Source organism: Paenibacillus tepidiphilus (assembly GCF_008635795.1).
GTDB lineage: Bacteria > Bacillota > Bacilli > Paenibacillales > Paenibacillaceae > Paenibacillus_AQ > Paenibacillus_AQ tepidiphilus.
The window spans coordinates 326,463-347,624 of sequence record NZ_VWRQ01000005.1; the positions used below are offsets into that span (position 1 = coordinate 326,463).

19 protein-coding genes are annotated in these 21,162 nt (G+C 55.3%); 5 read left to right on the forward strand and 14 right to left on the reverse strand.

The window, feature by feature from the left end; all coding sequences use genetic code 11:
- Positions 1-9: 9 nt before the first annotated feature.
- From F1379_RS09195 to F1379_RS09235, 9 genes are all read right to left on the reverse strand, one after another.
- Positions 10-606: a DJ-1/PfpI family protein gene (locus F1379_RS09195; protein WP_150268721.1), complete on the reverse strand. Its 597-nt coding sequence runs from the start codon at positions 604-606 to the stop codon at positions 10-12.
- A gap of 28 nt (positions 607-634) precedes the next feature.
- Complete coding sequence (gene map, locus F1379_RS09200; protein ID WP_150268725.1) at positions 635-1,381, reverse strand: type I methionyl aminopeptidase; 747 nt, start codon at positions 1,379-1,381, stop codon at positions 635-637.
- Between the two features lie 63 nt (positions 1,382-1,444).
- On the reverse strand, positions 1,445-2,203 hold the full coding sequence (locus F1379_RS09205) for a metallophosphoesterase family protein (protein WP_150268727.1): 759 nt from the start codon (positions 2,201-2,203) through the stop codon (positions 1,445-1,447).
- A gap of 38 nt (positions 2,204-2,241) precedes the next feature.
- Positions 2,242-3,216, reverse strand: a complete 975-nt coding sequence (locus tag F1379_RS09210) for a hypothetical protein (RefSeq protein ID WP_150268729.1) — start codon at positions 3,214-3,216, stop codon at positions 2,242-2,244.
- Between the two features lie 156 nt (positions 3,217-3,372).
- A complete protein-coding gene (locus tag F1379_RS09215; protein ID WP_150268731.1) occupies positions 3,373-4,002 on the reverse strand; it encodes an SGNH/GDSL hydrolase family protein in 630 nt (209 codons plus the stop codon).
- A gap of 115 nt (positions 4,003-4,117) precedes the next feature.
- Positions 4,118-4,966, reverse strand: a complete 849-nt coding sequence (locus tag F1379_RS09220; protein WP_162551109.1) for a DUF2785 domain-containing protein — start codon at positions 4,964-4,966, stop codon at positions 4,118-4,120.
- Between the two features lie 273 nt (positions 4,967-5,239).
- Positions 5,240-5,563: an antibiotic biosynthesis monooxygenase family protein gene (locus F1379_RS09225; protein ID WP_150268735.1), complete on the reverse strand. Its 324-nt coding sequence runs from the start codon at positions 5,561-5,563 to the stop codon at positions 5,240-5,242.
- A gap of 217 nt (positions 5,564-5,780) precedes the next feature.
- Positions 5,781-6,959 carry an NAD(P)/FAD-dependent oxidoreductase gene (locus F1379_RS09230; protein ID WP_150268737.1) on the reverse strand — a complete coding sequence of 393 codons (1,179 nt, stop codon included), beginning with the start codon at positions 6,957-6,959 and terminating at the stop codon, positions 5,781-5,783.
- A 36-nt stretch (positions 6,960-6,995) separates the two neighbouring features.
- The gene (locus F1379_RS09235) at positions 6,996-7,433 is read right to left on the reverse strand and encodes a DUF1641 domain-containing protein (RefSeq protein WP_150268739.1); all 438 of its coding nucleotides are present in this window, start codon (positions 7,431-7,433) and stop codon (positions 6,996-6,998) included.
- 310 nt (positions 7,434-7,743) lie between these two features.
- On the opposite strand from F1379_RS09235, the gene F1379_RS09240 reads away from it, so the two are divergent.
- Positions 7,744-8,361, forward strand: a complete 618-nt coding sequence (locus F1379_RS09240; protein ID WP_150268741.1) for a nitroreductase family protein — start codon at positions 7,744-7,746, stop codon at positions 8,359-8,361.
- Between the two features lie 246 nt (positions 8,362-8,607).
- On the opposite strand, the gene F1379_RS09245 is transcribed toward F1379_RS09240, so the two are convergent.
- Together F1379_RS09245 and F1379_RS09250 are read right to left on the reverse strand one after the other, a co-directional pair.
- The gene (locus tag F1379_RS09245; RefSeq protein ID WP_150268743.1) at positions 8,608-9,237 is read right to left on the reverse strand and encodes a hypothetical protein; all 630 of its coding nucleotides are present in this window, start codon (positions 9,235-9,237) and stop codon (positions 8,608-8,610) included.
- Between the two features lie 4 nt (positions 9,238-9,241).
- Complete coding sequence (locus tag F1379_RS09250; protein ID WP_150268745.1) at positions 9,242-10,159, reverse strand: EFR1 family ferrodoxin; 918 nt, start codon at positions 10,157-10,159, stop codon at positions 9,242-9,244.
- 588 nt (positions 10,160-10,747) lie between these two features.
- Here F1379_RS09250 and F1379_RS09255 point away from each other — a divergent pair.
- A complete protein-coding gene (locus F1379_RS09255) occupies positions 10,748-11,263 on the forward strand; it encodes a hypothetical protein (protein WP_150268747.1) in 516 nt (171 codons plus the stop codon).
- 165 nt (positions 11,264-11,428) lie between these two features.
- Here the strand turns inward: F1379_RS09255 and F1379_RS09260 are convergent, their stop codons facing one another.
- Complete coding sequence (locus F1379_RS09260) at positions 11,429-14,782, reverse strand: X2-like carbohydrate binding domain-containing protein (RefSeq protein WP_420850487.1); 3,354 nt, start codon at positions 14,780-14,782, stop codon at positions 11,429-11,431.
- A 275-nt stretch (positions 14,783-15,057) separates the two neighbouring features.
- The gene (locus F1379_RS09265) at positions 15,058-16,305 is read right to left on the reverse strand and encodes a purple acid phosphatase family protein (protein WP_150268749.1); all 1,248 of its coding nucleotides are present in this window, start codon (positions 16,303-16,305) and stop codon (positions 15,058-15,060) included.
- A 274-nt stretch (positions 16,306-16,579) separates the two neighbouring features.
- Here F1379_RS09265 and F1379_RS09270 point away from each other — a divergent pair, with 274 nt between their 5' ends.
- The 3 genes from F1379_RS09270 (at position 16,580) to F1379_RS09280 (ending at position 19,965) form a co-directional block, all read left to right on the forward strand.
- Positions 16,580-17,293 (forward strand): polyphosphate polymerase domain-containing protein, encoded by a 714-nt coding sequence (locus F1379_RS09270; protein ID WP_150268751.1) that lies wholly within the window; start codon positions 16,580-16,582, stop codon positions 17,291-17,293.
- A gap of 1 nt (position 17,294) precedes the next feature.
- Positions 17,295-18,029: a DUF4956 domain-containing protein gene (locus F1379_RS09275; RefSeq protein ID WP_150268753.1), complete on the forward strand. Its 735-nt coding sequence runs from the start codon at positions 17,295-17,297 to the stop codon at positions 18,027-18,029.
- A 109-nt stretch (positions 18,030-18,138) separates the two neighbouring features.
- Positions 18,139-19,965 (forward strand): CotH kinase family protein, encoded by a 1,827-nt coding sequence (locus F1379_RS09280; RefSeq protein ID WP_150268755.1) that lies wholly within the window; start codon positions 18,139-18,141, stop codon positions 19,963-19,965.
- Between the two features lie 142 nt (positions 19,966-20,107).
- Here the strand turns inward: F1379_RS09280 and F1379_RS09285 are convergent, their stop codons facing one another.
- The gene (locus F1379_RS09285) at positions 20,108-20,977 is read right to left on the reverse strand and encodes an S-layer homology domain-containing protein (RefSeq protein WP_162551110.1); all 870 of its coding nucleotides are present in this window, start codon (positions 20,975-20,977) and stop codon (positions 20,108-20,110) included.
- Positions 20,978-21,162 lie beyond the last annotated feature (185 nt).

Consider the following 21,162-nt stretch of genomic DNA (forward strand, 5'->3'; position numbering starts at 1 on the left):
AGTTACATTTCATCCGTTTGTCAACGGCTGATGAAATATGCCTTGAATATCGTAAGGATAATCAATCTGCTGCTTGACGGACCGGAGCGCTTCATCGCCGGCCAGCAGGGAGATCATATACAATCCCAAATCAATCGAGGTCGAAACGCCGCCACCTGTAATTACATTCCCGTCATGAACAATGCGCGTCTGTACTACCTGAGCACAATATGGCTCCAGCAGCCCGTATGCCGACGGATGTGTGGTCGCGCTGCGTCCCGCCAGCAGGCCTGCCGCCCCCAGCAATAACGAGCCGGTGCATACCGAGACTTTATAGCGCACCTGCCCGGCCTGGCGCAGCCATCCGATGAAATTCTCATCATAGCGCAGCTTGCGCGTGCCGAGGCCGCCGGGTACAAAGACCAGGTCATATGCGGACAAATCCGGCTTCACCTTGTTAATACGGACAATAAGGCCCATTTCATCCGTCACTTGCTCCGCAATGCCGCATATCTCCCATTCCAGCTCCCGCCCTGCCGGAAACTGCCGCAGTCGGTAAATCACATCATAAAATCCGGCGAAATCCAGAAAGGTCACTCCGTCAAAAAGCACCAATGCAATCCTCATGCTTCATCCCCTCTTGCTGCAAGCAGAGCTATGCACTGGTCAAGATCACCGGTTCGCCGCTTGTCACAATAATCGTATGCTCATACTGGGCCACCCGGCTGTGATCCTCCACACTCAGCGTCCAGCCATCCGCCTGCTGCTCCACAAATACGGCACCGGTGGAGAGAAACGGCTCAATGGTAATGACCTGGCCCTCTTGAAGCACTTCCGTGGAGCGCGGATGATAAAACGGTAAAATCTCGAACGGACGCTCGTGCAGTGCCCGGCCGATCCCATGGCTGCATAAATTGCGTACCACCTTGTAGCCGCGCCGGTTCGCCTCCAATTCCATGACCCGCCCGATTTCACTGACCTTCATCCCGGAACGGAGATGGCGGATGACGCTCATCATCGTCTCTTCCGTGCTGCGGCACAGCCGCACCAGCTTCTCATTGTACGGAGGAAGCTGAAAGGATACGCCGGAGTCGCCGAAATATCCGTTCAGTTCAGCGGATACGTCAATATTAATCAAATCCCCGGGCTGAATGACCCGCTTGCCCGGGATGCCATGCGCTACCTCCTCATTAATGCTGATGCAGGTATAGCCCGGGAAATTATACGTAACCTTCGGAGCCGATTTCGCTCCCTGATCCTTCAGAATCTTCGCCCCGATCCGGTCCAGCTCGGCAGTGGTCATGCCCGGCTTGACCTGCCGCTTCATCTCGGCGATGGTGTGCCCCACCAGCCGGCCTACCGCCTTCAGCCCCTGTAAATCCTCCGCGTTCTCACTGGTCATCGCTGCACTTCCTCATTCAACAGTATAGTTTACGTCTTCATACCACTCTATTCTGTCATGCGATTACCGGACTGCTCCGCGGGTCCGCCCAGTCCTGATTGCAACCGCATAATCTTCTCTCCCGTTCCGCTCGGCAGCCCATGCTGCACGTTCCCAATCATAGCTTACCAGGATCTGTCCGGCAGTCCAACCGGCAGCGGTGCCGCTATGTGTAAACAGGCAATAGCTGGCCTGAGGAGTCCCTGATTCCATGACATGATAATGGGGTTGTTCCTCTTCATAGGCGGGCAGCCCGACACTCCCCGCATTGACAACGCTTCGGCCGCCAGGCAGCATTACCTGCCGGAATACATGACTATGACCGCAGCATACAATCTTTTCTTCTATTGTGTGCAGCTCCTGCTCCAATTGCTCCGGCGGCTTCACCCTCACCTCTCCTCCGGGCAGAACTTCCTCGAGCAAATAACTGGAATTGTCCCAAGGTGTACCATGGCACAGCATCAGCCCTTGATGGCTCCACGTCTTGCGGTGGCTACGGATCCATGACAGCTCGGCATCGCCAAGCAACGGTCTCACTTGCCTGTAGGTTAGGGAGCTGCTCTCCGGCAGCAGCAGATGCTCGTCGCAGTTGCCCATAATATTCACCAGCTCCTGGCGCTCCATTAGCAGAGCAGCCGTCCCCTGCGGATCTACCGGTCCGAACAGGCTATCCCCGAGATTTACTATCCGTTCCACGCCGTGTAAACCGATATCTTGCAGTACCGCTTCCAGCGCCGGGGCATTGCCATGGATATCAGAAATGACAGCAATCTTGCGCAGCAATGAATCCCCTCCCCTTATTTATATGATTGCAGGCCTCTCTACTGCCCGGTTTCCGCAAATTCTTCACCGTTCCAAGCGAATATTTCCCTGACTGTTTGTCCCAGAGAATTATCATAATGACTGGCCGCGAATCCTCCGGAGACATTCTGCAGCCTGACGGAATACCGCCCTTCGCCGCCGCTGATAAACAACCAGGGATGCTGCTTGACGGTTAGCTCTTCCACCACATTGTTCCTGAGTGTGAAGAGCTTATACTCATATCCGTTGCTTGATGCATACTGGCCGATTGTGAAATCGGGATATCCGTCACTGTTGTAATCACCAAACTGAACGGGAAACGGACTGTCGAAGCTCAGCTCTTCATAGGGTGCCCCATTAAAATCATAGCTGGATAAGCTCGTGCCCGTATCATCCGTTACCGTCAGCTTGAACTGCCCGCGCCATTGCCTGCCGCCCAGTGGCGATGGTGTGGTCCAATCCTCACTGTAGCTACCCTTCCAAAGCTGAAGATTCAAATACTCCCGCCTGCCGGTCCATGTATACAGCTCATTGCGGGATAACGTTACCGGTCCTTCCGCAATAACGGCTGCCAATTGCTCCGCCTCCGCTTCGGCATCAGAATATACCAACGCACGCAGCTTATCCGCCTTCTTAACGGGAATAGAATAGCCTTCGGAGCTCTTGCTCTCAGCGACCAGCAATCCGGGGTTTCCGGAGGCCTGCCCCAGGTTCAGGATGTAATCCTCCGTATAGCCGTCGCCATAAGTCAGCTTCATGCGGAACTCCACACCGTAATCGAGCTCGCCGCTGAGCCTGCTGCTGGAATTCATGGCGTCCGCCAGCTGCTTCAAGAACGCAGGATCTGTATAGCTATTGCGCTCAAACGGGGCTTTGTCCCTTTGCCCTTCTATCTCCTCGTAGACCAGATCAACCTGCTTCAGCCAGCCGGCATTGATATGCCCGAACGAACGTCCGCAGCCGCCAAGCAGCACTGCCAGCAGTAATATAGGCATAGGCCATAGATATCGCCTAATAATCCCACCTCCCGATCATCGTTAGTCACCTTCAGATAAAACCTTGCTGAAACAAACAACCGATTCGCTGAAGATACACGAATCGGTACGATGGGCATTATGCGCAGCAGGTGACTTGCTTGCCGCAGACAGGGATCAGTCCGCTGCGCCAACCGCCTTCAGCCAGGCCTCGGTAATAAGGGCATGTCCGGCAGCGGAAGGATGTACGCCGTCCCCCGCCCAGAAAGCCGGCTCGGCCTTGACCGAGGCCTGCGCGAACAGCCCGTCCAGGGGAACAAGCACGGCGCCATATTCGCGGGCCAGCTCACGCACCACGTGAATCTTGGGATCAAGGTCAGCGCGCCAATGCTTGCGGTCCTCCGGTACCGGCAGCACAAACGGCTCCACAAAAACCAGCTTCGCGTTCAGAGTCTGCCGGGTACGCTCCGCCAGGTCACGGTAGGACGCTTCAAACTCGGCGGCTGTCGTCTCCAGTCCGGAATCATACCAGCGCCAGGTGTCGTTAATCCCGATATATATTGAAACCCAGTCCGGCTTCAGCGCAAGACAATCCTTCTCCCAGCGGTTCTGCAGATCAACGGCGCGGTTGCCGTTAATTCCGCGGTTATAGAAACTCAATTTCTTCCCGGGATATTTCAGTCCCAGCTGAGCGGCAACCATCATTGCATAGCCTGTACCAAGCGAAGCCGGGTCAGCATAATTACGGCCGCAGTCGGTGATGCTGTCACCCTGAAATAGAATGATATCGTTCTTTTGAAATGGCATTCGGAAATCCTCCTGATGATTCAGAATAAGATAATACCCATTGCTTCCTATATTATACCAAACCGGGCTATCGGAACACTGTGAATAAAATGCCTGCACGGCGGAAGTTAAAGTGTCAGGCCTTCGCCGCAAAGGGGTTCAGCTTACATTCGGCTGACCTCAGCGCATGCATAAGCCTGCGGTCATATCCCCCTTCTTCCCTGCGGACAACCAGACAGCGCACCATATTCTTGCAGTTGATCCGGTTGATGTCGGCGGCGCGGCTTCTTGGCCGGCTGCCGCATTCCGCAAGCCTTTTCACCCATTCAATCATACTCCCGATTGCCATTAGGCCACGGACAATTACCGAATCTATTACAGTAGCGATCCGCTCGTCCTCTTCTTCACTGAAGATATGTACTCCGTTCTGCAGCATCCCGCCTAAGGCATCCAGCACCTCAAGCTCCACTGCGGCATCGCATTCGGGGCAGAGCACCAGCTTGTTCAGCGCATCGGCCGCATGGGCCGGCGCATGCGCCCACCCGTATTCCGCGTCATAACCGCGGTAATCCTTCTCTTCACGGTAGTAACGGAGCAGCGCGTCTTTCACCCCGTGCCATTCCCCCTCCGTCAGGAAGGGCTGCAGTCTGTGGCGCTCCAGAATCAAGGCAACCGGCAGCACCGAGAAGGCACGCGTAAATACACTGTTCCCGTCCGTGCTGCCGATGCCATGAAATAAATGCGAATCGTCCAGTAGTACAGCCAGCAATGAGCTCAGCTCAGCATCGGTAAATCTGGGCTCTTTATGAATCCACATATAAAAAACAGGATAAATCAGCCCGTCCCGCAGCTCCGGGTCAGGATCGCCGATGTATTCCAGCATGCTGGAGATAAAATGCTGTGCTGACTCCCCCTCACGGAGCCTATATTCTTCAGCTTCGATTCGTTGCAGGTCTTGCCACAATTCCGTTCTTACATCCATCATGTGCGTCCACCTTTCCCAAATTCCGCATTCTAAGCTTAATCTCCCGCACGATAATTTCCGGCTCGTCATGGTGGATATAATGCCCGCTGCTTTCAGCAAGCATAAAGGAATCCCCCGAACTCCGCTGTGTCTTCTGCCACAGCAGCGATGCATACCGGACGGTCCTGTGCCATCAGTGCTTTATACAGCTCTGCTATCACCGAAATAACAAACAAGCATGCGAAGCAACGCATGCTTGAGCAAGCCGAAGCGATTTAAGACCGAACGGCAGAACTATGCCTCAAATCCGTAGTCCCGTTCGACTAAACAAATCCTCGTCTTGTAACGGCTGTACCAGACCGACTGCCCCTCCTTCTGGGCCATCAGATGGCGCTCGTTCTGCTTCCATTGCCGGATCGCCTCGAGTGTTTCCCAGTAAGACACGGTAATTCCTGTACCCTCCCGGGCGCTTTCCACACCAAGGAATCCCGGCTGCTGTGCAGCAAGCTTTACCATTTCATCGGCCATATCGCCATAACCAAGATCACCCGGCGTCCGCTCTGATGTAAATATCACCGCATAATACGGCGGCTCCGGTGTTCCGGCAATTCCGCTCATTGTCATTCCCCTTTCATCAAAACGCCCGGCATCCACCTCTAACCAAACACTCCGTTGCTGATCATCTATAGTAGCATCTATCTCATTCTGCCTTAATGCTCCCGATTCTTCAAGCGTCGATCTGGGTGTTCAGGGTCGCCAGCTTAAAAACAAAGCATCCCCTTTACCGCTTGCCATGGCAAGCGATAAAGGGGATGAGTACGCCCGAAATATGCGATTAATAGGCCAGGCTGAACAGGCCTTTGATGTGTGACAGGTAACGGATGTTGCTCGCTTCCTTCATCATGGTTGCCGGCAGACCCTTAAGCGGCGTGGAGTTGCCTCCGACAATCGCTACGCCGTCCTTGCGGCCCAGACTGGCCAAGGTGCCGGAGTTGATCGGGCTGAAGCTTTCCATGGATTTACCGTTCAGATAAGCATACAGGTTGTAGCCGATTTGCTCGCCCATCTGCCAGGCAATCTGTGCAGTCGGCGGATAAGGGCGGCCGTCCGCGCCGAAGTATACGGCACTGTCGCCGGCTACGAATACATCCGGATGGGAGGTGGATTGCAGGAACGCATTGACTGTCGCACGGCCACGGTTCACTTCCAGACCCGATTCTCCGACCAGCGGATGGCCTTGCACGCCTCCGGTCCAGACAAAGGTGTTCGCCACGATCTGCCGGCCGTCCTTAAGATCGATGGTATTGCCCGCCACATTGGTCACAGGCAGACCGGTCAGGAATTGCACGCCGCGTCTTTCAAGACTGGTGGTCGCCCGTTCAATCAGATGATCAGGCAGCACCGGCAGAATTTTCGGTCCGGCCTCCACCAGCAGCAGCTGAATTTCCTTATGGTCTACGCCATAACGCTTGGTGAGCTTCGGCAGGGCATCGGCAATTTCGCCGACCAGTTCTACGCCGGTCAGGCCGCCGCCGCCGATGAGAATCGTAGCGTCTGCAGCATTGCGGGTTCTGGCATATTCACGGATGCGCTCCTCGATATGCGCGTGAATTTTGTTCGCATCCGCCGCAGATTTCAGCACCATGCTGTGCTCTTCCAGTCCCGGTATGCCGAAGTAGGCCGTTACACTGCCGAGACCGACGACAAGCGCGTCATAGGACAGCGTTTCGCCGCTGGAGAGCCTGATCTGCTTGGCTTCCACCGCAAAGGAGGCTACCTTGGCGATCTTCAGATCGATATCCTTGCCGGCCAGCAGCTTGCTGATCGGCATCGCGATTGCCTGCTCGGAAATGCTGCCAGCCGCAAGCCGGTGCAGCTCGGTAATGATCTGGTGGGTGGGGGTCTGGTTTACCACCGTAATTTTGGCATCGTTCTTGGACAAATATTTGCGGGCGGTAATGGCGCTGAGCAGGCCACCGTATCCGGCACCGAGAATAACAATATGTTTTGACATCATTTCTTCCTCCGTCCTGGCATTATGAGTAGTAGATTAGTTGCGTCCGCTGCGTTCGCCGCTGACCTGAAGATACGCGTTCAGAAAACGGAGAAGTTTCTGCACCTGGGGATCTTTGAGCATCTTCATCAGTCCGAACAGGCTTACAGTTTCCGTACTGGCATTGGCCCGGTCTTTGGCCTCAATCACTGTAGCTGCCATGTTCTTGACGGATCCCACCACGGGATCAGCCAGCTCCTTGATGGCACCGACCGTGTCATTCTTCAGCACCTCGTCAGAGGCTACCGCCTGCACAAAGTCATAAGACTTCGTCAATGCGCCGACAAGCTGTGTAATTTGCGGCAGCTGCTCAATGAGCGTAGTTAAAGATTCCTGAACCTCCGGCTTCAGAAGCTGGTCCAGCACATCCGCTTTGGTATAAGCAGTTTTGGCCCCTTCTTGTTCAGGCTGCGTTTGCGTAATAGTATCCGACATATTAGGCTCTCCTCTTCTTTGACTTAATGGCTGTATTCGTTAGAGCACTTACCCTATATGACTATTATATCACTCACAATGTTATAAATGTCACAATCTTTTCGCTTGTTTATCCTTATTTTGTGATAATAATCACTTGTTTTATTCCTTTTTCTCTGTTTTTTATTTATTTTCGTTAAAAAACGCCTCAGAGCATTGACGCAGGACTAAAGCTGTGTTATCTTGAGTTAGTAACTTATAGTAAGTTAATTTATTTAAATTATTAATTTATATTTGTTAACCAATACATAAGATCATTGGAGGGTTCATAATGAGCGCTTTTTCAGAACTGGTACAGGCCAGAAGATCGGCCATGAATTTCGTAGAGGGAGTTACGATCCCGCGGGGGGAACTGGAGGAAATGTTCTCGCTGGCCCGGCTGGCTCCTTCCAGCAACAATCTGCAGCATACCCACTACAAAGTAATCAGCGATCCGGAGCTGAAAGAACGAATCCGGGAAGCTGCCTACGGCCAATATAAAGTCCATACGGCATCCGCAGTTATACTCGTTCTGGGCGACAAGCAGGCTTACAAGCAGGCACCTGACATCTACAGCGGGCTGCTGACGCTGGGCGCCTTGAGCCAGGCGGACTATGACGAGACCATCCGGTCAATCAATGACGCTTATGAAGGCAACGAAGCCTTTCAGCGCGATGAAGCGATTCGCAACGCCTCCTTGTCCGCGATGCAATTCATGCTGATTGCCAAGGACAAGGGCTGGGATACCTGCCCGATGATCGGGTTTGATCCGGCAGCCATCGCCGGGGTCCTGCAGCTACCGGACCATCTGGTGCCCGCCTTGATGATTACCATCGGCAAGGACAACAAGCATAAGATCAGACCGCGCGGCTACCGCAAGCCGGTCCATGAATTTGTCGAATTCCTGTAAGGCAAGCTGTAACACTGTAGAGGAGTTGTCTCCAGTCACGAAATTGCTGAACGGGGCAGCTCATTTGCAATTGCGGGAGGATTTCGGCGGCCTGCTTTCCCGTTACGCAAGGATAAGCGGCGGTCAGCTTCCCCATTACGAACAATAGACCTAAACAAGCAGAGCAGCGACCCTCCGTTAACCGGAGAACCGCTGCTCTGCTTGTTTCTGTATTCAGAATTCCTGCTCAAGTTACCAAGTCAATCCCTATGATCGGGCATACTGCAGGATCGCAGCTGCCGCCCGTTCCCTGCGCTCCGGATCGGCGCTGGCGAGCGCTTCCTTCAGAACCTCAAGCGCCGCGGAAATCGTCTCGTCGTCCACCTTGGGCCGGGCAATGCCCTCCGGCTCTTCGGCGGCTCCGGCAATCGCTCCGGCAATCCATAGCTCGACTCTTGCCGCCGGCAGCTTGCCTTCGTAGCGCGTGAGCCACCGCGGGGAATCCAGCAGCTCCGTCACCTGCGGATTCACCTCGGCACGCGGCAGACTGCGCAGCCAGGTAACACCGCGGCGGTGGCTGCGTTCACCGCTGTCATCTTCGCCCCTCCCGGCATAGAAGTAATCGCCCAGGTCGCCCAGATACGCCCACTCTGCATCGGCTATAAGCACATAATCTCCATCCTGCATGAGGTTTACAAACATATGCAGACCCTCAAGCATCTCGTCCAGTTCTTCCGCACTACAACCGGCTTCTGCCTCCAGCCGCTGCCGGATTGCCTCCCGCGTTGCCTGCTCCAGATCGCCGAGCCCGGAAAGGCCCGGGGTCACATAATGATCCCGCAGAAATTCTCCGGCGGCTTCCTCTCCCAGCAGGCTGCGCATAACAAACAGATTCATCTCTTCACTCCTTCCGCACCCCGCATTGCCGTTCATCTTCCAGCAAGTAGCGTATAAAATGCTTATAATACCCCCTGGATTTCGCCGTTACGAAGCGGCCGTCGTTCCCCGGCTCCTCCAGCAGCTTGACCAGCCGCGCACCGCCCGTAAAGGGCTCCACCACGGAACCGCGCAGTCTTGTGGCCTTAATCGCCTGACGCGGGCAGCTATACACGCAGCGCATGCATAACAGGCAGTCCGGCCCAAAGGTGAAGTGCCCGGCCTCGCAGGATATGTTGCCGGCCGGGCAATTTCGCACACACTTCATACAATACGTGCACGCTTCGCCCACCTGCAGCCCGCCTGCGAAGTATTTGCCGGCCTTACGCTCCTCCCAATCATTCAGCAACCGCAGCGCCTTCTCCAGCAGCGGATGTACCCTGAGCTCTCTGGAGGTTCCGGCGGCGATCTCATCGGCCAGCAGGTCCAGCTTGCGAAGGGCCGATTGGTAGAGCTGCTTGTTCAGGCGTTCATCATATTTTACATAAAAATTGCAGGCCATGGCCAGCAGAGAGTCATGATAAACCTCATACCCCTTACCTTCAAGCTGACGGATCAGCGGTTTAGAGGCTCTGTGGTTTACGGCATGCGGCGAGGATGCAGTCTTAAACACAAATACCGGGGTACGCTCACCCGCTGGCAGCCCGGCCGCAAAAGTCTCCACCAGCCGCGGTGCCCCAAAGCCGTACACAGGATGACCGATGCCTATAAGCCCATAGGAGGTGAAATCCACACACTGCCTGCCGCCGAGCAAATCTTCGATCCGGCACAGCTCCGTCTGCAGATTACGGCGGCGGAGCGCCTCCGCGTATCCCCTGGCGATGAGCTCGGTGTTGCCGGTTCCCGAAAAATAAAAGATGATGGCATGGTCAGATTTCCGCATAAGCCATCCTCCATTCTGCAAAATAAGCGAAATTTTAAGCAAAAGCCAGAATAATACCGCTTTCAAGAGGTAAACCTGCTAAAGTTATCCATTTTTCGAGGCATAGGACTTTTTACGTCCCGCTATTCCCCGCTGTATACTGGAGGTATCAACTCAAGGTTGGCAGCAAGCCCGGAAGCAAAGCCGTCCAGCGGCGCATATGCTTCACAGTGTATCAGGCTACCGCCGGCTGTGCCCCTGAGCTTGAAACTATATCTTGGAACCGGACCGCGCTGCCGCGTAGGGTTGAACCCGGAACGAACGGATGGGGCTTCTTAAAGCCCAAAGGCGGATATCCACTTGACCGTTACCGGAAGGTGAGACTGCGGGAGCAAGGAATGTTCGGCCAGCGCACAAGATAGGAAAAGGAGTCTGGCCCTGTATGGATATAGTGCTTGCAGCGTAAGCCTCTGTCATTGACCTGTTCAATGGCGGAGGCTTTCGTGCGTCTTCAGGCCGGCCGGCAAGGGCACCAGTAGCCCGGAAGCTGAATACTCTAATCATATTTCATTCTGCTGTAATGGAGTGATTCCGGAGGTGTGCGCCATTGTGAAGAGAATAACCCGCAAGAGCAAACCGCTGCTGTCCCGAAAATGCTTTGCGCCCAATGAACGTCAGCTAGCTCCCAAACCCTATGTATACCGCGATCCGAATTACGGCTTCCGCTTGACCATCCCCGGCTGGTGGAGAAAATACACGGTGATCGAAAGGAGCACGTCTGCCGGAGACGCCGATTACGGTGTATTCTTTATATTCAAATATAAGGGCAAAACCTATGGTGACGTCTTCAGCCTTCTGGTGTTCCGCATGTCCCTGAAGCGGTGGATTGACGATGGCTACGATGAATCCCCTTTTATCCGGCTGGCTGCACGCAATGGACTGATCTATGCCTATACTACACCGGAAGAGCTTCCGGAAGAGTTCCTCGATAAGACAGGCAATGACTATGATTATGTAAAATATGCCGTACCCATCCGCCTGATGTCCCGGATGGTCAATGACGATGCTCCGAAGATAGCGAAGTCCTTCAAGCTCGGGCCGGCGACCGCCCGGAGAAGGAGATAACGTGAATGCCCCTGCGTTCAGCTGCGGTGCGGCACAGGGGCTTGCCGTTCATCCGGCGAATAGCATCCGGTACATACAGGCAGGCCGACCAAGCTTCCGGATGGACGGAAGATGGACGGCCTGCTTTGAGCTCTCTATAGCCGGTTAATCCCGGATTTCAGCATATTATTGCGGCTCGCTTCCCCACACCAGGCTTCCGGCAAGATAAGCCGGCATATTAACCCAGTCGGCAAAGGTGGTGGCGGAGCTGTTAAACGAATAGTCACCGGTCTGGGTATAGTTGCTCCAGTCCGTCTTGGAGACGCGCGTCTGGATATCAATGCTTGCCCCAGCCGCCAGTGTTCCCGCGGCACTGCTGAAGCCGATTTCCAGAACATAATCCGCACCGGTCTTGGCAGCCGGCAGCTTAGTGAATGTACCCGTCACATTGGCGGCGCCGACATGCGACCAGTCAACGAAGAAGCTCTGCGCCTTCTCGCCGTCAATCGTATAGTAATAGCGGAGCTTCACATCCGCCAGATTGACCGCACTTGTCCCCGTATTAACCAGCTTGATCCGCGGACTCAAGGAATTGGAGCTGGCTGCAGTGGTGCCGTTGTACATCTGCACCTTGAGCGCACCCGGCGCCGAAGCGGTAGTATCCACCACGGAAACGGTGAGTGTCTTGGCGGCCCCGGCGTTGAAATTGAAGGTCAGCGCTGTCGTTCCTACCGTCTGTTGAGCCAGATACGCTTTCTTGATCGTTACTGTATTTCCGCTTACTGTATAGTCCGTGCCTGCTGTCAGGGCGGCGCTGCCGTTCTTGATAGAAGTCAGCGTATTGCCGTTCAGCGTCAGTGTCACCGGAATATCGGCCTGATTCGCCGTCTTCTTGTCAAAGCTGGCCGTCACCGGCGCAATGGCCGAATCGTTGGCAGCCGAGGTGGTATCCACGACTGTAACCGCGAGCGGCTGTGCTGCTCCCGCGCTGAAGCTGAAGGTCAATGTTGTGGTGCCCACTGCCTGTGCTGCCAGATAGGCTTTCTTGATCGTTACCGTACTGCCGCTCACGGTATAATCCGTGCCCGCCGTCAGGACGGCGCTGCCGTTCTTGATAGAAGTCAGCGTATTACCGTTCAGCGTCAGCGTTACCGCGATATCCGCCTGGTTGGCCAGCTTCTTGTCAAAGGAGGCCGCAGTCGGCGTAATGGAGGAGCTGTTCGCCGGCGGATTGACCGGATCTGCGTACAGCGTTCCCCGGCCGTTGGTGCCCAGGTAGACGCGGCCGTAAATCCGCGGATCACCCGTGATGCCTACGTTGATCTTCGCATACTGGTGGGCATCGTCATTGATCCGCACCCACGATACGCCTGCATCGTCGGAGCGGAAGACGCCTCTGACATTGTCAATCTGCGCCACGGTATAGAGCGCCATATAGCTCTGGCCCGGAGCGGCTTTGCCGAAGCCGATCAGATCGGCCTCCTGCACACCCGTAAGGCGAGTGAAGCTGGCGCCTGAATTCACCGAATGCCACAGGCCGTACTTGCCCTCTTCCGTGCTGCCACCGGCGAACCAGATGTCCCCTTCGATGCCCGGCATCGCCTTCAGGCTAACCTGGGTATTGGTCGTCGGAATATCCGATGCCGCCGTGGACGTAAAGCTCGCCCCGCCGTCGGTGCTGATGTAGAACACGCCTTTGTTAAAGGCATAGAATTTAGCCGGGTTCACCCGGTCGGAAGCGATCTTGGCTCCGGCCGGAAGTCCGGCGCTGGCCGTCCAGGAATTGCCGGAGGACTTGCTGTAGAACACGCCGACGTCCGGTGTACTCCAGACCACGGCATTGCCATCGGCTGAGACGGCGACCTGGCCGCCGCCGGCCGTTGCCTTTCCACTGCTGGACGGCTCGGCATTCGGCATATACCAGTTGCTGCCGCCGTCATTGGAGAAGCCGATTCCCTTCATGTTCGGGTATTTCGACTTGTCAGGCGTACCTACACGCACAACGAAAGCCGGTGTCAATTCGGCATAATCGATGCCCTGCGTGGACGACCAGAAGGGCTGCGTCTGATATTTCGTCGGCACAACGGACACATCATCATACCGGAAGCCGGATACATCGCCGAGTGCCGTAATCAGATGCGGGCCTGCCGGCGGGCTGATTAGCCCAAGCACAGCTGTCTCTTCCACGCCTTTGGCCATGACAGAGATGTTCACGGTAGCGCCGGTATCCCAGGACGTCAAATTATTGGTTCCGTAGATTGTCGCTCCTGTTCCGTACATCATCCGGTCAGAGTTGAACGGGTCGATCTCGAGATCCCCCATCATCCAGCCGAGCTTCGGCGCAGGATCAAGCGAGGTATCGTTCTGGCCGTGATCCAGCCATGGCGCCGCCGTAATATCCATCTTGTATTTCAGGTTGCGCTCCGGATAAAAGCCCCAATCCCAGCTCCGGCTCCAGGTTGCCCCGCCGTCGGTACTGCGGAAGATCACTTCATCCGGCCACCAGGCGTTAAGGCTCGATACCATCAAGGTATTCGGATGCTGGGCATCCACAGCCAGTCCACCGAAGCCGTACCAATTATCTTCTCCTGCCGTCGGACTGATGTTCGTCCAGGCCCCGCTGGCAGTGTTGAATTTCCATACCTGTCCCTTGCTGCCGTCATAGGGGCCGACGCCGTTGCTGTACGTAATGTACAGATTGCCTGTGGAGGCAAGTACACCGTGATGCGGAAGGAGTCCGGTCGGTTGTCCGGGAACAGCTGCCCAGGTCGCTCCGCCGTCGGTACTGCGATAGACGCTGCTGGCGGTATCTGCAACCCCTACATAGATCGTCTGGGTAGCGCTGCCGGAGGAGCCGGTGCTTTTGTCAAATGTGATCCAGGATAAGCCGACAATATCACTGCCGTATTCAATACTCGGGTCCTGGACATAGGTTCCCGCATTCGGGAAGGAGGTCACCTTGGACCAGGTTACCCCGGAATCGGTGCTCTTCCACAGCCCGTTGCCGCTGCGCGCCCCGAAGAACAGAATGCTGTTCTTGTTCGGATCAATGACCAGGCGTTCTCCCGCCGACCGGCCCGGCATATTGCCGCCGACCTTAAACGGCAGCGGGGTCGTCTGCCAGGTGTTGCCCCGGTCGCTGGAGCGCATAATCTGGCCATTCGTGTCCCAGCTGTTGGTGTAGGTTCCGGTGGCCATGTAGACCTTATCGGGATCGACAGGATCGGTAGCCAGCGCATCCACCCCGTTCTTGTTCCAATCCACCCAGCCTACGGAATCCGTCAGCGGAATCCAGCTGCTTGTAGCCTGATTCCAGCGGTAAGCTCCTCCGATATCGGTGCGGGCATAGATCAGATTGGGCTCTGTCTCGTTAAAAATAATCCCCGGTACAAAACCGCCCCCCGCACCGGTGTTCACACTCTTCCAGGTGTAAGCTTCGCTTGCCGCAGCATGGGTGGCGGCTGGCAACGCGGTAAACATAGAGCTTGTCATAGCAGCAAGCACGACAAATAAACCTATTTTACGAGCACGTTTACGAATCAAATTACTCCCTCCCTGAATTGGTTTTAGCCGTTCACATGTTGTTTGGCAGCCGCGCCTGGGACCTCCCTCCCGCCAAACTTTGAAATTTCGCCATATTATATGATACCGCTTTCATTATAATGGAAAATTTTATTATTTGTGAGCGAAAATGGTTCGATAACAAGGAAATTCGTCGCCTGTTATCGAACCATTTTCACACCATAATTTACATATTAAGGTTATCCACTCGCAAACGGCCCGTTTACGCCTATCTGCCATCATGCCCTATCCGCTCAGTGCTGCAAAATCACTTCATCCAGCATGCGCCCATCCACATCATATGCCTGATAGGTCAGTCTCTCACCGCTGATGGTTATACCGGCGAACATCTGTTTATCGTTCTGAAAATGCACCTGATGATAGAACTGGTCCTCTTTCTTCTCGTTGAATTTGCCTCCGGAGGCATTGGTGACTACATAGACCGTCCCGCGCCGTTTGGCCGCACCGTCCTTAACGATCTGACCGTCATATAGCGGATAAGACCGTGAGTATTCATGGTTGTGCCCCTGCAGCACAAGATCCACCTTATATTTGTCAAAAATATCTGCCAAGTCCTCCACCTTCTTGTACATATTGCCGCCGTAGACCGGCCGGTGCATGGCGACAATCCGCCAGGGCTTGTCCGTTCCCGCCAGATCATGCTTCAGCCACTCCGTCTGCTTCTTCAGATTGCTCTCGGTATTCAGCACGGTCACATGCACCGGGCCATAATCAAAGGAATAGCTGGTCCCGGGGTTCGAGCCGTCCGCCCCGTTATCCGGCACCTGGAAATGCGAGGAGAACTCCGCCGCCTTCCCGTCCACCTCATCATGATTGCCGGCCACCGGCATCAAGGGTATCGAAGCCACGATATCCTGCACATTGCCGAACAAATCGTCCCAGGCCGCCGCATCCTCCGGCTCCTCCACAAAATCCCCGTTATGCACGATAAACTGCGAATCCGGAAAGGTCTGCAGCGCTTTGTCCAGCGTATGGCCCCACAGCTGAAAATCGTGCGCCGATGCCCCTTGGGAATCCGTCACGTTGATCAAAGTAACCACACCGCTGTCCGCTTCGGCTGTAGTGAACCGGTACACGCCGCTCCACTCGCCTTCCTCCCCGCTGCCTGCCCGGTAGGAATATAGCGTGCCGGGCTGGAGTCCGGCGGCTTCCGCCTTATGTACGCCTCTCACACCACTGTCAGTCCTGATGCGCGTATGATCCGCCTGTATACGCAGCACCTCCGGCCCCGTGAAGTCATCCGTCTCTCCTTCCGCTACCTCCAGCCACCCTTCAGCATCCGGCTCCCGCGTATACCAGGTGAACGCGCGGCTGTTCGCGGCATCGCCCTTGAAGGTGGTGACGAGATCATAGGGCAGCCCGGCGGCGGCTGGGACATTCCCCGTGCGCTGGCTTGCCTTGATCCATTCCATGCCCAGTACCAGTAATATCAGAACAAGGATAATGGCGCCAATGATCACTATAGTCTTCATATCTTTCATATTTTGTCCTCCGTCATTCCGTACTTTTATACAAAGATATCCCCCTCCGCAGACGAAAGTCAAACCTAGCACGTCAGCACCTCACGTTCCATGTCATTTGTTAACGCAGTGTAAAAACTTTCAGCTAACATTCAGCCAGGTTTAAGAAAAGCATAAGGTCCGTCCCTTACCATGGGAGCTGCGGGCAAGAAAGCAGTGGTTACTTTTACACGGGGCACGGGGTATCTGCCCCAGCCGCATTGAACGGCGATTACAGAGAGAAATGGGGTGTGATATGAATAAGAAGCTGCAATTCCGGCATGAGCTGAAATTTATGATCGGCTATCCGCAATACCTGATCCTGCGCCAGCGCCTGCAGAACCTAATCGACAAGGATGACAACGCCAACGAGAGCGGCGAATACCATATCCGCAGTCTGTATTTTGACGATATCGACAATTCGGCGCTGGCCGACAAGCTGGGCGGACTGAGGGAGCGGGCCAAATACCGGATCCGGATCTACAATGTGCAGGATGATGTCATTCATTTTGAGAAAAAAATAAAAATGGACGATTACATCGCCAAAATCAAGGAGCCGCTGACCCGCGGCATGTACGACGAGCTTATGGCGGGCAACTATGAGGTGCTGAACGTACCCGGCAAGCCTCTCTTTATGGAGCTCTACGACCAGATGCGCCACCGTCTGCTGCGACCGAAGGTCATCGTGGATTACGTGCGTGAGCCTTATGTATGCCACAGCGGGAACGTGCGGATTACCTTTGACAAGGAGCTGCGGACCGGCCTGCATGCGACTAATATTTTTGACCCTGAGCTGCGGCCGGTGAAGGCGCTAGAGGATGATCTGATTATTTTCGAGGTCAAATTCGACGAGTACATCCCGGACTATATCAAGATCGCGCTGCAGCTTGAGGGGCTGACCCGGCAATCCGCTTCGAAGTACGTGATTTGCCGCAAATTTCTAAAAATGAACTCGTGGGAGGATTATTGAAATGAGCCATTTCGCCACACTGGCGGCCGCTGCGCAGACGACGGCGCAGAATAGCGACGCAACTACTTTTTCCGATATGATTAAAAATTCGGTGCTGGACAACTTCGTCTCCGACATCAGCATCTCCAGGATTCTGATTACGCTGGCCATCGCTTTTGTGATCGGCTTCTTCATCTACGTGCTGTACAAACGCGTCTTCAGCGGCGTGCTGTATTCCAAGAGCTTCAACGTCTCGCTGATCGGCATGACGATGATTACTGCTACCGTCATTATTGCGATTAACTCCAACCTGGTGCTGTCGCTCGGGATGGTCGGCGCGCTGTCCATCGTCCGTTTCCGGACTCCGATCAAGGACCCTACCGATCTGATCTTCCTGTTCTGGGCCGCCGTTGCCGGGATTGTCACCGGTGCGGGCTTCTACACCCTTGCGATTATCGGCTCGATCATTATCGGACTGATCCTGTTCCTCTTCATCAAGCGCTCGTCCCTGGAAACACCGTACCTTCTGGTAGTAAACTGCGAGGGCGACGACACGGAGCGTGAGGTCCACAGCCATCTGGACAAGTCGGTCAAGCGCTACAATGTGAAGCAAAAAACCGTGAGCGCCGGCAACATCGAGCTTACGCTGGAGCTGCGGCTGGATGATAAGGCCGGCGGGTTCGTCAATACCCTCTCCGATATCGCCGGGGTTAAGAACGCGCTCCTGATCAGCTACAGCGGCGACTATGTCTCCTAATGCCCTAAAAACCCCACAAAGTGAAGTCTTGCATCGAAGCTGATTCAGGTACTTTGCGGGGGCCCCGATCACTTATTCACTCAATCATGCAAAGAAAGGCGGTGCCCGAATGAAAGCGCGCGGTAAGTCGGCTCTGCTGGTGCTCGGCTCCCTGCTGCTGGTGCTGGCTGTGACCGGATGTCAGCTGACGGGTTCCACGGCGGACAACAACAATGCTGCTGCGGGTACAGCATCGAAGGCAGTATCCGGTGAGGAGCAGAAACTAAATACGGAGGTCTTCCCGAAGGACAAGGTCGTGGACGTCAAAATCACGCTGGACCCGGATGACTTCCAGAATATGCTGGACAACGCCAGCGCCGAGGAATATAAAGAAGCTTCGGTGGAGTATAACGGCATCAAGCTGGACCATGTCGGCATCCGGACCAAAGGCAACCTGAGTCTGCGCAGCGTCGTGCAGATGGAGGATTCGGACCGGTACAGCTTCAAGCTGTCTTTTGACGAGTATGTGAACCAGAACCTGTATGGCCTCAGCAAAATCAACCTGAACAACAATTACAGCGACGCCACGTATATGCGCGAATTTCTGACCTATGAGCTGGCGGAGACGATGGGTCTCCCCACCCCGAAATATTCCTACGTCAATGTGTATGTGAACGGGGAGCTGAAGGGCTTCTACCTGGCGGTGGAGCAGATCGGCGACGCTTATCTGGAGCGGAATTTCGGAAACTCCTACGGGGCGCTCTATAAGGGCGTAATGACCGGACAGGGCAGCGACCTGACCTGGCTGGGCGACGATGCGTCGCTGTACACGGGCCTTGAGATGAAGTCGGAGAAATCAAACGACGATATTCTGATCGACATGCTAAATGAGCTGAACAACGGCACCGACTATGAAAAATACATCGACATCGACGATGCCCTCGGCTATATTGCGCTTAATAGCGTGACCGGCAACATGGACAGCTATCTCGGCAGCAACAAGCAGAACTATTACTTGTATGAGGACGACGGTGTCTTCTCGATTCTGCCCTGGGACTACAACATGGCCTTCGGCGGCATGGGCGGCTCCGATGTGCTGATCGACGAACCAACGCAAGGCGCGCTCGCCGAACGGCCGCTGGTAGCGAAGCTGCTGGCGAACGACGAATACAAGGCCAAATACCATGAAATCATCTCGGAGATGATTAACGGCTACCTGAAGGACGAGAGCTTCCAGGCCCGGATGGACGAGCTGGACCAGATGATCTCCAGCTATGTGGAGGCGGACCCTTCGGCCTTCTACACGTTCGAGCAGTATCAAAGCGGCATCGAGTCTGTGAAGACCTTTATGTCCACTATGGCCAAGAGCGTCGCGCAACAGCTAGACGGCACCATCGCCTCTTCCGGCGACGGCTCCGGCAGCGGCGGGGGCATGGGCGGCGGCGGGCGGTTTGGCGCCGGCGGGTTTGGCGGCGCGGCGGGGCAGGTCGCGCCGGGTGATGGCGCAGCTGGGCAGGCGGCGCCGGGTGATGGCGCAGCGGGGCAGGCGGCGCCGGACGGTGGCGCGGCTGGGCAGGCCGCGCCGGGTGATGGCGCAGCTGGGCAGGCGGCGCCGGGTGATGGCGCAGCTGGGCAGGCGGCGCCGGGTGATGGCGCCGGGGGCGAGCCCGGCGCCATGGGCGGACCGGCGATCCCCGAGGGGGGAGCCGGTCCGGGCGGTGACTTCGCCGGGGGCATGCCCGGCGGGGGTTTTGGCGCCGCCGTCATGGACGGCGGCGGGATGGGCGGCCGCGGCGGCGGCATGCCAGGCGCGGGGGGCGGCTTCGGCGGCGACTTCGCGCCTGGCGCCGCGCAGCCGCAGGGCAGCGGCCGCGAAGCCGCTGCCACGGGCGTTGCCCTTGTAGCGCTGCTGCTAGCTGCAGCGTTCGTTACGTTCTACAAGCGGAAGCGGCTGTAGTACGTTGGCATTTACAGACAAAAGCCTCAGATCTATACGATCTGAGGCTTTTGTAGTATAAAACGAGGCTGCCTTCCACACAGCTTCGAATTCTTTTGAAAAGAGAAGCTCCTATCTCTAGATCAATTATCCCCTACCTCTGTCAGTTACCTGCTTCCCCGGAACTCTCCGTTAATTCAGCAACGATTTGATCCATTGGATTAGTGAATAAAGCATACAGGATTGCCGCATTTTCCTTGTTGCTCAGGGCTTCTCTGGACTTGAAGTCAACCGCCCCACTGGCATCTGCCTGAATATCAGGGCCATACAATCCAAAGGCCACAGACATCTTCACTGCCGGAACTGCCCATTGATCCGTCTTGCCGGCCAGCTTTACATCACGGAACAGCTCATCAGGGTACTGCGGGCTCAGCAGTCTCCACACCATAACCGCCGCCTCCTGGCGGGAAATGATCCGGTCAGGCTCGAACTCTCCTCCCTGCGTTCCCTGAACCATTCCGAGCTCTACGGCCATCTGCACATAGCCGGCAGCCGGATGGCCTTGCAAATCAGGGAAAGCCAGCTTCTCCGTCTTGCTCTCCTTTACGCCGCTGCTCTCCAGCATTAGCCGCACATACTCAGCCCGCGTGATTCCCGCTTCAGGCTGAAAATATAGCGCTGCATCATTAGGTAGATAGCCCAGAGACTGGAGCATCATAACCGGAGTGGCATAGGGGTGACCCGGAATAACATCGGCATAACCGGCACCCTGCGGACCTTTTTGACCATAGCTGTAAGGATTAAGGTACGGTTCTTTCAAATAGGTGATGTGTCCGCTCGAATCCTGCGCAAAACCAGTGAATTTCCGGGTAAGCTCATCAATAAATAAATGATCATCCACTTGGCGCAGCTGGCGATTGCCGAGCAAAGCATCGCTGATGTTAAGGGCTCCTTCTTTTACAGTAACGGTAGAGACCAGGCTCTTAAGCCGGAGATCGGCATAATAACCGGTAAACGCACAGTAATTTTGCAAAAAACTTACCACGGTAGATCTACAGGGGGAAGATTGCTGGAAATGTAGATTCTCCACCTTCGTCTGAGGCCAGTCGGAGGGAGATTTGGCTGGGTGAGCGCTCAAAAGACAAAAAAAGGCCTTCCTCCAATTTAACGTTTAACAACACCCGTTTTTTGGATTGATCTAGCTTCAGTTGTTTGTCT